Origin of the sequence: Variovorax sp. V35 (assembly GCF_041154465.1) — a bacterium.
GTDB lineage: Bacteria > Pseudomonadota > Gammaproteobacteria > Burkholderiales > Burkholderiaceae_C > Variovorax > Variovorax boronicumulans.
In genome coordinates this window covers 1,267,885-1,282,006 of sequence record NZ_AP028666.1, presented here as the reverse complement: position 1 = coordinate 1,282,006, position 14,122 = coordinate 1,267,885, and the positions used below count along the sequence as shown (strand labels likewise).

The window sequence follows — 14,122 nt, the reverse complement described above, 5'->3', positions numbered from 1 at the left end:
CGGAAAGTCATTTGTCCACTGCCGCCCATTCGGCCGGCGTGTAGGTCTTCATCGAGAGCGCATGCACCTCGTCGGTGTGCATTTTCGCACCGAGGGTGGCATAGACCCGCTGGTGGCGCTGGATGGCGCGCTTGCCCTCGAATTCGGCCGAGACGATGGTCGCGTACCAATGTCGGCCGTCGCCCTCGAGCGTGATGTGCTCGCACGGCAGATGGGCAGCGATGATGGCTTGGAGTTCGTCAGCGGTCATGGGGTCTTGGAAGTCGCGGTCAGCCGCGGATTTTGTAGCCGATGCGCAGGAGGTGAACAGCGATGGCGCTCACCACCAGCCAGGCGGAACCGACGATGCCGAAGCTCAGCCAGGGCGAAGCGTCGCTCACCCCGAAGAAGCCGTAGCGGAAGCCGTCGATCATGTAGAAGAAGGGGTTCAGGTGGCTCACGCTCTGCCAGAACGGCGGCAGCGAGCCGATCGAATAGAACACGCCCGACAGGAAGGTCATGGGCATGATCAGGAAGTTCTGGAACACGGCCATCTGGTCGAACTTCTCGGCCCAGAGCCCGGCGATCAGCCCGAGCGTGCCCAGCATGGCCGAGCCCAGCAGCGCGAACACCAGGATCCACACCGGCGCCACGAAGCTCGGCACGGCGAAGAAGACGGTCACGGCGAACACGCCCACGCCCACCGCCAGCCCGCGGATCACCGAGGAGCCCACGTAGGCGAAGAACCAGCCCCAGTGCGACAGCGGCGTGAGCAGCACGAACACGAGGTTGCCCATGATCTTGCTCTGGATGATCGAGGACGAGCTGTTCGCGAACGCGTTCTGCAGCACGCTCATCATCACGAGGCCGGGAATCAGGAAAGCGGTGTAGCCCACGGTGCCGTAGACCGTCACGCGGCCTTCGAGCACATGGCCGAACACCATGAGGTACAGCAGCGCGGTGAGCACCGGCGCGCCGACGGTCTGGAAGCCGACCTTCCAGAAGCGCAGCGTTTCCTTGTACAGAAGCGCGCGCCACCCAGTCACGGCCATCATCGCGACACCTCCAGCGGCGTCTGCTCGCCCGCCATCAGGTCGATGAACACGTCTTCCAGGTCGGCCTTGCGCATTTCCACGTCTTCCACCGCGACGCCGGCTTCGCGGATCGCGGCCAGCAGTTGTTCGACTTCATGCGCGTTCTGCGCCGGCAGCTGCACGATGCGCCCGGTGATGCGCGCGTGCTGGGCGATGGCCCAGGGCAGCATGGCGTCGGTCTTGAAGCGCAGCACGTTGCTTGCGGCCGACTTCAGCAGCTCGCTGGTGCGGTCCAGGGCGATCACCTTGCCGAGCTTGAGCATCGCGATGCGACTGCACAGCGCCTCGGCCTCTTCGAGGTAATGGGTGGTGAGCAGCACGGTGCTGCCCTGCTTGTTGAGCTTGGCGACGAACTGCCAGAGCGTCTGGCGCAGCTCGACGTCGACGCCGGCCGTGGGCTCGTCGAGCACGATGACCGGTGGCTTGTGCACCAGCGCCTGCGCCACCAGCACCCGGCGCTTCATGCCGCCCGAGAGCTGGCGCATGTTGGCGGTGGCCTTGTCGGCCAGGCCCAGGCTCTGCAACAGCTCGTCGATCCAGGCTTCGTTGTTCTTGATGCCGAAGTAGCCCGACTGGATGCGCAGCGACTCGCGCACGTTGAAGAAGGGGTCGAACACCAGCTCCTGCGGCACGATGCCGAGCTGGCGCCGGGCCTCGGCGTAGTCGCGCTGCACGTCGAAGCCGTGCACGCTGATCGCCCCCGCCGTGGGCCGCGACAGGCCCGCCAGCATGCTGATGAGGGTGGTCTTGCCCGCGCCGTTGGGGCCGAGCAGGCCGAAGAACTCGCCCGGCTCGATCTGGAAGGAAACCTCGTCGACCGCACGCAGCCCCTGCTTGCCTTGGGCGCGTTGCTGACGGGAGGGAGGGTAGGTCTTGGAGACCGACTGGAATGAGATCGCGGGCATGGGAGCCCGCGATTTTACGGGCGATGGGTTTTTCGGCGCTGCTCAGGGGTGAACGCGGGGAGCCGGCCGCGCTAGGCATCGGCCCGGAGTTCACCCACAATCCCGCCGGTGCCGATTCTGCGCACCGCAACCGCCCATCGCGAGGAACGCCAATGAAGTGTTTGACCCGCAGCCCCCTCCCAACCGTTGCCGCCCTGCTCCTGGCGATGGTGCTGACTGCTTGCGGGGGCGGAGGTGGTGGTGGCGGCGGAGGTGGCGGCATCGCCCTTGTCGGCGGCGGCGCAGGCGCTGGCGCAGGGGGTGGCACCGCCCAACCTTGCACTTCATCTGCCGGTTCGGCCCAGCTGCCAGCCCGCGATGCACTCATTGCGCGCGCCAAGTGCCTGGAGCTGGACACGCCCTACGTGCCGCCACCCGGCGATGTGCTGGAGCACAACACGTCTGGCTATGCCAAGGCCATGTGCTCGGCGGTCTTCATCACCGGACTCGATCCTGCAGTCGCCGCCGAAACCATCGGGTACTTCACGGGGCCGTACGAACAGCGCAAGAAGGTGGGTGCGCCGGTGGTCGACCGCACCAAGAAGGAGGTCCGAATCACGATGCCCAACGGCGGTCCGACGCTGGTGGCCCGCCACTTCGGCTCGCAGGGTTGCATCACGCTGCCGCCCGGCAAGGACGACGTTTTCTTCACACCCGTCAATGTCAAGAGCGCGCTGGCCGCCCCCACGACCGTGCCCTGGCCCATGGGCGATGTGCTGCCGAACGACCCGCCGCCCGCCGACGTCGACATGGCCAAGGTGAACCAGGCCATCGGCGCCGCCTTCGAAACCACGGAGGCCTACACCGCGGCCTTCGTGGTCACGCACAAGGGGCGGCTCATCGGCGAGCGCTACATGAGCGGCATCAGCGCGACCACGCCGCTCGAATCATGGTCGATGGGCAAGAGCGTCGTGGCCACGATGATGGGCGTTCTGATCAAGCAGGGCGTGTACAAGCTCGACCAGCCCGCGCCGATTCCCGAATGGCAAGGTGCCGGCGACGGCCGCCAGCAGATCCGCATTGCCGACATCCTGCGCATGTCCAGTGGGCTGCGCATCAAGGCCCCGGACGATCCGGACTTCGATCCCAACGGCACCTACCCCGATCACATCTACTACTACACGGGCCGGATCAACGCCTTCAACTACGCCGCGACCCGACCGCAGCAATGGCCGCCCAACACGGTGGGCCGCTACCGCAACACCGATCCGGTGCTTGCCAACTACCTGGTCCGCCTTGGAGTCGAGAAGCGCGGCGAGGAGTACCTCTCGTTCCCGCAGCGCGCCATCTTCGACAAGATCGGCATCCGCTCCATGGTGATCGAGACCGATCCCTACGGCAACTTCCTCACGCAAGGCTACGACTTCATGTCGGCCCGCGATTGGGCCCGGCTGGCCAATCTCTACCTGCAGGACGGCGTGTGGAACGGCGAGCGCATTCTTCCCGAGGGGTTCGTCAATTTCGTGAGCACGGCCGCACCGGCCTGGGCCGCAGACCAGCGCCCCATCTACGGGGGATTCTTCTGGATCAATGGAACGGGGGCGCTGGCGGCACCGACGACGGCCTACTACATGCTCGGCGCAGGGGGCCAGTTCGTGCTCGTGATTCCGTCGCACGATCTTGTGGTCGTGCGCATCGGCCACTCCAAGGGGGAGCGATTCGCGACCTCGACCCTGAACAAGGCACTCGCGCTGCTGACCGCAGCGGTGCCACGCACGCGCTAGGGCGTCAGGGCGCAGCGGGCAGAAGGCCCGCGATGCCGTACAGCGCGGCCAGCTCGCGCAGGCGCGGCGACAGGCCCTTGACCGAGAACCCCCGGCCCAGCGCGCTCGATTCGCGCCGGCACTCGAGCAGCACCGCCAGCGCGGAGGAGTCGAACTGGGCCAGCGCCGTGGCGTCGACCACGGTGGACGACGAATCGGTCTGGCCCTTGAGCCCCTGCTGCAGCATGCGCATGCAGGCAGGAGCCTCGTCGTGGGTGAGTCGGGAGGGAAGGACCAGCATGGCGTGCGCCCGTCAGCCCTTGCCGTTGCCCTTGTTGCGCGCGGCCAGCGCGGCAATCAGGCCATCGATGCCGCTCTTGTTGATCTCCTGCGCGAACTGGGTGCGGTAGGTGTCGACCAGCCACACGCCCAGTACATTCAGGTTGTAGACCTTCCAGCCGGCGCCCTGCCCCGGGGTCTTTTCGAGGCGGTAGTCCAACTGCACCGGATCGCCGCGGCCCTTGACCTCGGTGCGCACGAGCACGTCGGTGTCGGTGGGCGCGCCGCGGAACGGGCGGATGGTGACGGTCTGGTCGCTCACCTGGTCGAGCGCGCCGGCATAGGTGCGCACGAGCAGGGTCTTGAACTCGTCCTGCAGGCGCTTTTGCTGCTCGGGCGTGGCCTGGCGCCAGGCCGGGCCGACGGCCGAGGCGGTCATGCGCTGGAAGTTGACGTTGGGCATGATCTTGCTGTCGACCAGCAGCATGATCTTGTTGATGTCACCGGCCTTGATCGACGAATCAGCCTTGATGGTCTCGAGCACGTCGGTCGACAGGCGCTTGACGAGCGCGTCGGGGGCCTCGTCGGCCGCGTACGCGGGCTGGTGCACGAAGGCGGTGGCGGCGCCGAACAGCAGCGCGCCGGTCAATGCCAGGCGGCCCAGGTCGCGTCGTTGCAGCAAGATCTTGTTGTTCATGGTGAGTCCCTCAGGTTGAATTGTCTTCCCTGCACGGTGCAGCCAATGGCCCCGTGCTGAGACAGGAACGGTTTCGACAGGCGCCAGGCCGACCGGGTTCCTGAAGCGGAGGTGAAGCCTTGCAACCGGATGCAAGCAGGACCACCCCGTCCGCCCCCTTTTGCCGTCACTTGCCGGCGTTGTCGTCGTCCGGCGGGTTGCCGTCGTAGACCTGGTTGCGGCGGCGCTGCAGGAACGCATCGCGCGTGAACGAATATTTGTCGAGCGCGGCTTCGTCGAGCAGGCGAGTGGCACCCAGGTAGCGCGAGCGGGTGTCCACGACACGCAGGCCCGCCAGCGAATTGCGCCAGGCGATGTCGTGGATATGGCCCTGCGCGTCGCCGTACATGTCGAGCGGCCGGGCGATCGTGTCGCGCAGCGTCGAGGGGCCGAGTAACGGCAGCACGACGTACGGACCGGCGCCCACGCCCCAGTAGCCCAGCGTCTGGCCGAAGTCTTCCTCGTGGCGCGGCAGGCGCGCCTCGGAGGCGACGTCGAGCAGGCCGCCCAGGCCGAAGAAGGTGTTGACGTTCAGCCGCATGAAGGTCTCGGCGCTGTTCTGCAGCTTGAGCTGGGCCACGTTGTTGGCCAGGCTCCAGATGTCACCGAGGTTGCTGAAGAAGTTGGTCACGCCCTGGCGCACCAGCGAGGGCACCACGTTCTGGTAGGCAGTGGCCACGGGCTCCAGCACGGCTTCGTCGACGGTGTCGTTGAAGCGCGTCATGCCGCGGTTGTACGGCTCGAAGGGGTCGGTCGGGCTTGCGCCGGATCCGGTGGCACATCCGGCCACGAGGGCGAAACCGACGGTGGCGGTGGCCCAACGGGCGGAGCCAGCTACACTTTTAATAGCAGTCGACGAAAAAAGTCGTGTGGTCATTTCTTGTTGGCTGTTCCCGGCGCCGTATTCCCCTCGGCTGCCTTGCTGTACAGGAACTGGCTGATCAGGTTCTCCAGCACCACGGCCGATTGGGTCGCGGTGATGGTGTCGCCGGCTTGCAGGTTCTTTTCCTCGGCGCCCGCCTCGATGCCGATGTACTGCTCGCCGAGCAGGCCACTGGTCAGGATCTTGAGCGAGCTGTCCTTGGGAAAACTGTAACGGTTTTGCAGCGCCAGCGTCACATCGGCCTGAAAGGCCTTGTCGTTGAACGCGATGGATTCCACACGACCGACCACCACACCAGCGCTCTTGACCGCGGTCTGGGGCTTGAGCCCGCCGATGTTGTCGAAACGCGCGGTGACCGTGTAGGTCTTCTGGAAGTTCAGGCTCAGCAGGTTGGCTGACTGCAGCGCCAGGAACAGCAATGCGGCGCCGCCGATCAGCACGAACAGGCCGACCCAGATGTCGTTGGTGGAACGTTGCATGGTTTGCACTCTCTAGAACGATGGAGCCAGGGGCCCTTTAGATACTGAACATCATGGCGGTGAGCAAGAAATCGAGCCCCAAGACCGCCAGCGACGCCATCACCACGGTCCGCGTGGTCGCGCGCGACACGCCCTCGGGCGTCGGCTGGGCCTCGAAGCCCTGCAGCAACGCGACGAAGGTCACGGTGAAACCGAACACGATGCTCTTGATGACGCCGTTGCCGACGTCGCGCCAGACATCGACGCCGCCCTGCATCTGGCCCCAGAACGCGCCCGGGTCGACGCCCAGCATCAGCACGCCCACGACATAGCCGCCCATGATGCCAACCGCGCTGAACACGGCCGCCAGCAGCGGCATGGTGATGACGCCAGCCCAGAAGCGCGGCGCGAGGATGCGCTGCACCGGGTCGACCGCCATCATTTCCATGGCGCTCAACTGCTCGTTGGCTTTCATGAGGCCGATCTCGGCCGTCAGCGAGGTGCCGGCCCGGCCGGTGAACAGCAGGGCCGCCACCACGGGACCGAGTTCGCGCACGAGGCTCAGCGCCACCAGTAGGCCGAGCGCTTCGGACGAGCCGTAGCGCTGCAGCGCGTAGTACATCTGCAGTCCGAGCACGAAGCCCACGAACAGGCCCGACACGCCGATGATGGCGAGCGAGTAGTTGCCCAGGAAATGGATCTGGTCGCGCACCAGCCCGAAGCGGCGCATGATCTGCGCGCCCGGGCCGAGCAGGCGCAGGAACAGCTTGGCCGCATGGCCCATGTCGGCCAGTTGGCTGCGCACGGCAAAGCCGACGTCGGCGGGCTTCCACCAGGTCATGAACGCCCTCCTTCGCCGTTGCCGAAGTCGTCTTCGATGCTGACACCGGGGTAATGGAAGCGCACCGGCCCGTCAGGCAGTGCATTGACGAACTGGTGCACCAGCGGATCGGCGCTCTCGCGCACCTCATCGGGCCGTCCCTGCGCGGCGATGCCGCCGTTGGCCAGGATGATCACGTGATCGGCGATGCGGAAGGTTTCCTCGAGGTCGTGCGACACGATGATGCTGGTGAGGCCGAGCGCATCGTTGAGCTGGCGGATCAGCCGCGCGGCCGTGCCCAGCGAGATCGGATCGAGCCCCGCGAAGGGTTCGTCGTACATCACGAGGTCGGGGTCGAGCGCGATCGCACGGGCCAGCGCCACGCGCCGCGCCATGCCGCCCGACACCTCGCTGGGCATCAGGTCGCGCGCGCCGCGCAGGCCGACGGCGTCGAGCTTCATGAGCACGATGTCGCGCACCAGCGCTTCCGACAGCTGCGTGTGCTCGCGCAACGGAAAGGCCACGTTGTCGAACACGCTGATGTCGGTGAACAGCGCACCGAACTGGAACAGCATGCCCATGCGGCGCCGCGCCGCATACAGCGTCGCGACATCGAAGTGGCCGACATCCTTCCCGTCGAACAGCACCTCGCCGCGTTGGGCGCGCTGCTGGCCGCCGATGAGGCGCAGCACGGTGGTCTTGCCGCCCCCCGATGCCCCCATCAACGCCGTCACCTTGCCTCGCGGCACGGAAAACGACACGCCGTCGAGGATCGCGCGCGCGCCGTAGCCGAACGTGACATCGCGGAATTCGACGAAGGAGGAAGACGTGGGTGTGGCTGGGTCCATCTCAATAAAAAAGCCGGGCGCCTTCTCAGGCATCCCGGCATGCGGTTTCCGCGGATGATAACGGGGCCGCGAACGGCGCCGCTTCAAATGAAACAAAAATCAGCGCGGTAAGTCGCTGAATCCCATCAAAAATTCGTCGACCGAACGCGCCGCTTGACGGCCCTCGCGAATTGCCCACACCACCAGCGATTGGCCGCGGCGAATGTCACCTGCGGCGAACACCTTGGGCACATTGGTGGCATAGCCGCCGATGAAGTCGACCGTGGCACGCGCGTTGCCGCGGGCGTCCTTCTCGACACCGAAGGCGTCGAGAACGGTGGCCACGGGGCTGATGAAGCCCATCGCCAGCAGCACCAGGTCGGCCTTGAGGATCTGCTCGCTGCCGGGCACTTCCTGCATCTTGCCGTCCTTCCATTCGACGCGCACGGTCTTCAGGCCGGTGACCTTGCCCTTCTCGCCGATGAATTCCTTGGTCGAGATGGCGAACTCGCGCTCGCAGCCTTCTTCGTGGCTGGAGCTGGTGCGCAGCTTGATCGGCCAGTAGGGCCAGGTCAGCGGGCGGTTCTCTTCTTCCGGCGGTTGCGGCATCAGTTCGAACTGCGTGACGCTCACGGCGCCGTGGCGGTTGCTGGTGCCCACGCAGTCGGAGCCGGTGTCGCCGCCGCCGATGACGATGACGTGCTTGCCTTCGGCGCGCAGCTGGCCCTTGACCTTGTCGCCTGCGTTGACGCGGTTCTGCTGCGGCAGGAACTCCATCGCGAAGTGGATGCCGTCGAGATCGCGGCCGGGCACCGGCAGGTCACGCGATTGCTCGGCGCCGCCGGTGAGCACCACGGCGTCGAAGTCTTTCTGCAGCTGCTCGGGCGTGACGGTTTCCTTGGCCAGATTGGTCACCTTGGAGCCCTTGCCCAGCGGGTCTTTCGCAGCACCGACCATCACGCCGGTGCGGAAGGTCACGCCTTCGGCCTTCATCTGCTCGACGCGGCGGTCGATGTGCGACTTCTCCATCTTGAAGTCGGGAATGCCGTAGCGCAGCAGGCCGCCGACACGGTCGTTCTTCTCGAACAGCGTGACGTCGTGGCCGGCGCGCGCCAGTTGCTGCGCGGCGGCCATGCCGGCCGGGCCGGAGCCCACCACGGCGACCTTCTTGCCGGTCTTGTGCTTGGCGACGCGCGGCGCCACCCAGCCTTCGTCCCAGGCGCGGTCGATGATCGCGTGTTCCAGCGACTTGATGCCGACCGCGTCGTCGTTCACGTTGAGCACGCAGGCAGCCTCGCAGGGCGCGGGGCAGATGCGGCCGGTGAACTCGGGGAAGTTGTTGGTCGAGTCGAGCACCGCGAAGGCGTTCTGCCAGTCGTCGCGGTACACGAGGTCGTTGAAGTCCGGAATGATGTTGTTGACCGGGCAGCCGCTGTTGCAGAACGGCGTGCCGCAGTCCATGCAACGTGCGCCCTGCACCTTGGCCTGGTCGGTGTTCAGGCCGACGACGAATTCCTTGTAGTGCTTGACGCGCTCTTCGACAGGCTTGTAGCCCTCTTCGATGCGCTCATGCTCCATGAAGCCGGTGATTTTTCCCATCGTGCTTTCCTCTGTTCTTCGTATCTATGGCGCGCTCAGACGGCGGCCGTGGCGGGCGCGGCCAGTGCGTGCGGCTCGAGGCCCACGTGGGCGTTGTTGCCGCTGCTGGCCAGCTCGACCTGGCGGTCGTGCAGCTCGGCCAGGGCGCGCTTGTACTCGTTCGGGAACACCTTGACGAACTTGGTGCGCGACTCGGCCCAGTTGTCGAGCAGCTCGCGCGCGCGCTTGCTGCCGGTCCAGCGGTGATGCTCTTCGAGCAGCTTCTTGAGCTGCGCTTCGTCGGTCTCGCCGCCGTGCCAGATCTTGCGATGCACGCTGGCGGTCTGCTCGGCCGAGGTGAGCACCTTGTCGAGCGACACCATCGAGAGGTTGCAGCGCGAGGCGAACTGGCCATCTTCGTCGTAGACGAAGGCGACGCCGCCGCTCATGCCGGCCGCGAAGTTGCGACCCGTCTTCCCGAGCACGGCCACCGTGCCGCCGGTCATGTACTCGCAACCGTGGTCGCCCGTGCCTTCGATGACCGCCGTGGCGCCCGACAGGCGCACCGCGAAGCGCTCGCCAGCCACGCCGCACAGGTAGGCCTCGCCGGTGGTCGCGCCGTACAGCGCGGTGTTGCCGACGATGGTGTTGCGCGCGGCTTCACCGCGAAAGTCTAGGCTGGGGCGCACCACCACGCGACCGCCCGAGAGGCCCTTGCCGGTGTAGTCGTTGGCGTCGCCGATCAGGTACAGCGTGATGCCGCGTGCCAGGAAGGCGCCGAACGACTGGCCGCCCGTGCCTTCGAGCTGGATGCGGATCGAGTCGTCGGGCAGGCCTTGCGGGTGCACCTTGGTCAGCGCGCCCGAAAGCATGGCGCCCACCGAGCGGTTGACGTTGCGCGCCACCTCGATGAACTGCACCTTCTCGCCCTTGTCGATGGCGGGACGCGACTTCTCGATGAGCTTCACGTCCAGCGCGCGCTCGAGGCCGTGGTCCTGGTTCTCGACATGGAAACGCGGCACGTCGGCCGGCACGATCGGCAGCGCGAACAGGCGGCTGAAATCGAGGCCCGAGGCCTTCCAGTGCTCGATGCCCTTGCGCATGTCGAGCAGGTCGGCGCGGCCGATCAGGTCGTCGAACTTGCGGATGCCCAACTGGGCCATGATCTGGCGCACTTCTTCTGCAACGAAGAAGAAGTAGTTGACGACGTGCTCAGGCTTGCCCGAGAACTTCTTGCGCAGCACCGGGTCTTGCGTGGCCACGCCCACCGGGCAGGTGTTCAGGTGGCACTTGCGCATCATGATGCAGCCCTCGACCACCAGCGGCGCGGTGGCGAAGCCGAATTCGTCGGCGCCCAGCAACGCGCCGATGGCGACGTCGCGGCCGGTCTTCATCTGGCCGTCGGCCTGCACGCGGATGCGGCTGCGCAGGCGGTTGAGCACCAGCGTCTGCTGCGTTTCGGCCAGGCCGATTTCCCACGGACTGCCCGCATGCTTGATCGACGACCAAGGCGAAGCGCCCGTGCCGCCGTCATGGCCGGCGATCACGACGTGGTCGCTCTTGCACTTGGCCACGCCTGCAGCGATGGTGCCGACGCCGATTTCGCTCACCAGCTTCACGCTGATGCTGGCGTGCGGCGCGGTGTTCTTCAGGTCGTGAATGAGCTGGGCCAGGTCTTCGATCGAGTAGATGTCGTGGTGCGGCGGCGGCGAGATGAGGCCCACGCCCGGCACGGCATAGCGCTGCTTGCCGATGTACTCGGTGACCTTGCCGCCGGGCAGCTGACCGCCCTCGCCCGGCTTGGCACCTTGCGCCATCTTGATCTGGATCTGGTCGGCCGAGTGCAGGTACTCGGCGGTGACGCCGAAGCGGCCCGAAGCCACCTGCTTGATGCGCGAACGCAGCGAGTCGCCGTCGTTCAGCGGCAGGTCGACCTCGACGTTGGCCGCGCCGATCACGCTCTTGAGCGTGTCGCCCTGCTTGATCGGGATGCCCTTCAGTTCGTTGCGGTAGCGCGCCGGGTCTTCACCGCCTTCGCCCGTGTTGCTCTTGCCGCCGATGCGGTTCATGGCAATGGCGAGCGTGGCGTGCGCCTCGGTGCTGATCGAGCCCAGCGACATCGCGCCGGTGGCGAAGCGCTTGACGATTTCGGCAGCCGCTTCGACCTCGTCCACCGGAATGGCCTTGGCCGGATCGATCTTGAACTCGAACAGGCCGCGCAGCGTGAGATGGCGGCGGTTCTGGTCGTTGATGAGCTGCGCGTATTCCTTGTACGTGTTCCAGTTGTTGGAGCGCGTGCTGTGCTGCAGCTTGGCGATGGCGTCGGGCGTCCACATGTGCTCTTCGCCGCGGGTGCGCCAGGCGTATTCGCCGCCGGCGTCCAGCATGTGGGCGAGCACGGGGTCGTCGCCGAAGGCGGCCTTGTGCATGCGGATGGCTTCTTCGGCGATCTCGAAGACGCCGATGCCTTCCACGCGGCTGGCGGTGCCGGTGAAGTACTTGTTCACCGTCTCGGTGTTCAGGCCGATGGCTTCGAACAGCTGGGCGCCGCAGTAGCTCATGTAGGTGCTGACACCCATCTTCGACATGATCTTCGACAGGCCCTTGCCGATGGCCTTGACGTAGTTGTAGACCGCCTTGTCGGCGCTCAGGTCGCCCGGCAGGTCGGCGTGCATGGCCGCCAGCGTTTCCATCGCGAGGTACGGGTGCACGGCTTCGGCACCGTAGCCGGCGAGCACGCCGAAGTGATGCACTTCGCGCGCCGAACCGGTCTCGACCACGAGGCCGGCGGTGGTGCGCAAACCTTCGCGCACGAGGTACTGGTGCACGGCCGAGAGGGCCAGCACCGCGGGGATCGCGACTTGCGTCGGGCCCACGCCGCGGTCACTCACGATCAGGATGTTGTGGCCGCCCTTGATGGCATCGACCGCTTCGGCGCACAGCGAGGCCAGCTTGGCTTCGACGCCTTCATCACCCCAGCCCAGTGGGTAAGTGATGTCCAGCACGTAGCTCTTGAACTTGCCTTGCGTGTAGCGGCCGATGTCGCGCAGCTTCGCCATGTCGGCGAAGTCGAGAATGGGCTGGCTCACTTCGAGCCGCATTGGCGGGTTGACCTGGTTGATGTCCAGCAGGTTCGGCTTGGGGCCGATGAAGGACACGAGCGACATCACGATCGCTTCGCGGATCGGGTCGATCGGCGGGTTGGTCACCTGCGCGAACAGCTGCTTGAAGTAGTTGTACAGCGGCTTGTTCTTGCTGGAGAGCACGGCCAGCGGGCTGTCGTTGCCCATGGAGCCGATGCCTTCTTCGCCGGCCTGCGCCATCGGGCTCATCAGGAACTTGATGTCTTCCTGGGTGTAGCCGAAGGCCTGCTGGCGGTCGAGCAGCGCGACCTGGCTCACGGGAATCGCGGCCGGCTCGGCCTTGACGCTGTCGAGCTTGATGCGCAGATTCTCGATCCACTGCTTGTAGGGCTTGCTGTTGGCGAGGGTGGCCTTGACCTCCTCGTCGTCGATCATGCGGCCCTGCTCCAGGTCGATGAGGAACATCTTGCCGGGCTGCAGGCGCCACTTGCGCACGATCTTCTGCTCGGGCACGGGCAGCACGCCCGACTCGGAGGCCATGATGACCAGGTCGTCGTCGGTCACGCAGTAGCGCGAGGGGCGCAGGCCGTTGCGGTCGAGTGTGGCGCCGATCTGGCGACCGTCGGTGAACACGATGGAGGCCGGGCCGTCCCACGGCTCGAGCATGGCGGCGTGGTACTCATAGAACGCGCGACGGCGCGTGTCCATGGTGGCGTGCTGTTCCCAGGGCTCGGGAATCATCATCATCACGGCCTGGCTGATGGGGTAGCCGGCCATCGTCAAGAGCTCGAGGCAGTTGTCGAAGGTGGCGGTGTCGGACTGGCCGGCGAAGCTGATCGGGTAGAGCTTCTGCAGGTCGGCGCCGAGCACGGGCGACGACATGACGCCTTCGCGCGCCTTCATCCAGTTGTAGTTGCCCTTGACCGTGTTGATTTCGCCGTTGTGCGCGACGTAGCGGTACGGGTGGGCCAGCGGCCACTCGGGGAAGGTGTTGGTCGAGAAGCGCTGGTGCACGAGGCCGAGGGCCGAGACGCAACGCTTGTCCTGCAGGTCGAGGTAGTAGGTACCGACCTGGTCGGCCAGCAGCAGGCCCTTGTAGACCACGGTGCGGCTGGACATGCTCGGAACGTAGTATTCCTTGCTGTGCTTGAGCTTCAGGCGCTGGATGTTGGCGCTGGCAGTCTTGCGGATCACGTACAGCTTGCGCTCCAGCGCGTCCTGCACGATCACGTCGTTGCCGCGGCCGATGAAGATCTGACGCAGCAGCGGTTCTTTTTCGCGCACGGTGGGCGACATGGGCATGTCGCGGTTGACCGGCACGTCGCGCCAACCCAGCAGCACCTGACCTTCGGCCTTGATGGCGCGTTCCATCTCTTGTTCGCAGGCTTCGCGCGAGGCGTGTTCCTTGGGCAGGAAGATCATGCCGACGCCGTATTCGCCAGGCGGGGGCAGCGTGACGCCCTGCTTGGCCATTTCTTCGCGGTACAGCAGGTCGGGCAGCTGGATCAGGATGCCCGCGCCGTCGCCCATCAGCTTGTCGGCGCCGACGGCGCCGCGGTGGTCGAGGTTCTCGAGGATCTTCAGGCCCTGCAGCACGATGGCGTGGCTCTTCTCGCCCTTGATGTGGGCGACGAAGCCGACGCCGCAGGCGTCGTGCTCATCGGCACCGGAATACAGACCGTGTTCTTGGAGGTGTTGAATCTCGGCAGCCGTCGTCATGGCGCGCTCCTTCAGTTTT

General features: G+C 66.1%; 12 protein-coding genes. 1 reads left to right on the top strand and 11 read right to left on the bottom strand.

The window, feature by feature from the left end; genetic code table 11:
• Window positions 1-7: 7 nt before the first annotated feature.
• The 3 genes from ACAM42_RS05815 to ACAM42_RS05805 are packed head-to-tail and all read right to left on the bottom strand — an operon-like array spanning window position 8 to window position 1,978.
• The gene (locus ACAM42_RS05815) at window positions 8-250 is read right to left on the bottom strand and encodes a BolA family protein (protein WP_062471708.1); all 243 of its coding nucleotides are present in this window, start codon (window positions 248-250) and stop codon (window positions 8-10) included.
• Between the two features lie 19 nt (window positions 251-269).
• Window positions 270-1,025 (bottom strand): ABC transporter permease, encoded by a 756-nt coding sequence (locus ACAM42_RS05810; protein ID WP_354347937.1) that lies wholly within the window; start codon window positions 1,023-1,025, stop codon window positions 270-272.
• Window positions 1,026-1,030: 5 nt separating this feature from the next.
• Window positions 1,031-1,978, bottom strand: a complete 948-nt coding sequence (locus ACAM42_RS05805) for an ABC transporter ATP-binding protein (RefSeq protein ID WP_070059934.1) — start codon at window positions 1,976-1,978, stop codon at window positions 1,031-1,033.
• A gap of 152 nt (window positions 1,979-2,130) precedes the next feature.
• On the opposite strand from ACAM42_RS05805, the gene ACAM42_RS05800 reads away from it, so the two are divergent.
• Complete coding sequence (locus ACAM42_RS05800; protein WP_369631364.1) at window positions 2,131-3,741, top strand: serine hydrolase domain-containing protein; 1,611 nt, start codon at window positions 2,131-2,133, stop codon at window positions 3,739-3,741.
• Window positions 3,742-3,745: 4 nt separating this feature from the next.
• Here ACAM42_RS05800 and ACAM42_RS05795 read toward each other — a convergent pair whose 3' ends face one another.
• From ACAM42_RS05795 to ACAM42_RS05760, 8 genes are all read right to left on the bottom strand, one after another.
• Window positions 3,746-4,021, bottom strand: a complete 276-nt coding sequence (locus tag ACAM42_RS05795; protein ID WP_062471718.1) for a lipid asymmetry maintenance protein MlaB — start codon at window positions 4,019-4,021, stop codon at window positions 3,746-3,748.
• 12 nt (window positions 4,022-4,033) lie between these two features.
• On the bottom strand, window positions 4,034-4,696 hold the full coding sequence (locus ACAM42_RS05790; protein WP_369631363.1) for a phospholipid-binding protein MlaC: 663 nt from the start codon (window positions 4,694-4,696) through the stop codon (window positions 4,034-4,036).
• Window positions 4,697-4,862: 166 nt separating this feature from the next.
• Window positions 4,863-5,612 (bottom strand): VacJ family lipoprotein, encoded by a 750-nt coding sequence (locus tag ACAM42_RS05785; RefSeq protein WP_354347911.1) that lies wholly within the window; start codon window positions 5,610-5,612, stop codon window positions 4,863-4,865.
• On the bottom strand, window positions 5,609-6,097 hold the full coding sequence (gene mlaD / locus ACAM42_RS05780) for an outer membrane lipid asymmetry maintenance protein MlaD (RefSeq protein ID WP_062471729.1): 489 nt from the start codon (window positions 6,095-6,097) through the stop codon (window positions 5,609-5,611). The genes ACAM42_RS05785 and mlaD overlap by 4 nt, the downstream gene beginning before the upstream one ends.
• Before the next feature lie 37 nt (window positions 6,098-6,134).
• Window positions 6,135-6,917: a lipid asymmetry maintenance ABC transporter permease subunit MlaE gene (mlaE, locus tag ACAM42_RS05775; protein ID WP_062471733.1), complete on the bottom strand. Its 783-nt coding sequence runs from the start codon at window positions 6,915-6,917 to the stop codon at window positions 6,135-6,137.
• A complete protein-coding gene (locus ACAM42_RS05770; RefSeq protein WP_354347912.1) occupies window positions 6,914-7,777 on the bottom strand; it encodes an ABC transporter ATP-binding protein in 864 nt (287 codons plus the stop codon). Before ACAM42_RS05770 ends, mlaE begins: the two co-directional genes overlap by 4 nt.
• A gap of 66 nt (window positions 7,778-7,843) precedes the next feature.
• Window positions 7,844-9,322 carry a glutamate synthase subunit beta gene (locus ACAM42_RS05765; RefSeq protein ID WP_070059939.1) on the bottom strand — a complete coding sequence of 493 codons (1,479 nt, stop codon included), beginning with the start codon at window positions 9,320-9,322 and terminating at the stop codon, window positions 7,844-7,846.
• A 35-nt stretch (window positions 9,323-9,357) separates the two neighbouring features.
• Window positions 9,358-14,103, bottom strand: coding sequence for a glutamate synthase-related protein (locus tag ACAM42_RS05760; protein ID WP_307695401.1), 4,746 nt, complete (start codon window positions 14,101-14,103; stop codon window positions 9,358-9,360).
• Between the last annotated feature and the right edge of the window lie 19 nt (window positions 14,104-14,122).

Excerpts from the sequence above, each read along its gene's own strand:
- ACAM42_RS05815 (WP_062471708.1), bottom strand. The coding sequence starts at position 250 with ATGACCGCTGACGAACTCCAAGCCATCATCGCTGCCCATCTGCCGTGC.
- ACAM42_RS05805 (WP_070059934.1), bottom strand. The coding sequence starts at position 1,978 with ATGCCCGCGATCTCATTCCAGTCGGTCTCCAAGACCTACCCTCCCTCC.
- ACAM42_RS05800 (WP_369631364.1), top strand. The coding sequence starts at position 2,131 with ATGAAGTGTTTGACCCGCAGCCCCCTCCCAACCGTTGCCGCCCTGCTC.
- ACAM42_RS05795 (WP_062471718.1), bottom strand. The coding sequence starts at position 4,021 with ATGCTGGTCCTTCCCTCCCGACTCACCCACGACGAGGCTCCTGCCTGC.
- ACAM42_RS05790 (WP_369631363.1), bottom strand. The coding sequence starts at position 4,696 with ATGAACAACAAGATCTTGCTGCAACGACGCGACCTGGGCCGCCTGGCA.
- ACAM42_RS05785 (WP_354347911.1), bottom strand. The coding sequence starts at position 5,612 with ATGACCACACGACTTTTTTCGTCGACTGCTATTAAAAGTGTAGCTGGC.
- mlaD (WP_062471729.1), bottom strand. The coding sequence starts at position 6,097 with ATGCAACGTTCCACCAACGACATCTGGGTCGGCCTGTTCGTGCTGATC.
- mlaE (WP_062471733.1), bottom strand. The coding sequence starts at position 6,917 with ATGACCTGGTGGAAGCCCGCCGACGTCGGCTTTGCCGTGCGCAGCCAA.
- ACAM42_RS05770 (WP_354347912.1), bottom strand. The coding sequence starts at position 7,777 with ATGCCTGAGAAGGCGCCCGGCTTTTTTATTGAGATGGACCCAGCCACA.
- ACAM42_RS05765 (WP_070059939.1), bottom strand. The coding sequence starts at position 9,322 with ATGGGAAAAATCACCGGCTTCATGGAGCATGAGCGCATCGAAGAGGGC.
- ACAM42_RS05760 (WP_307695401.1), bottom strand. The coding sequence starts at position 14,103 with ATGACGACGGCTGCCGAGATTCAACACCTCCAAGAACACGGTCTGTAT.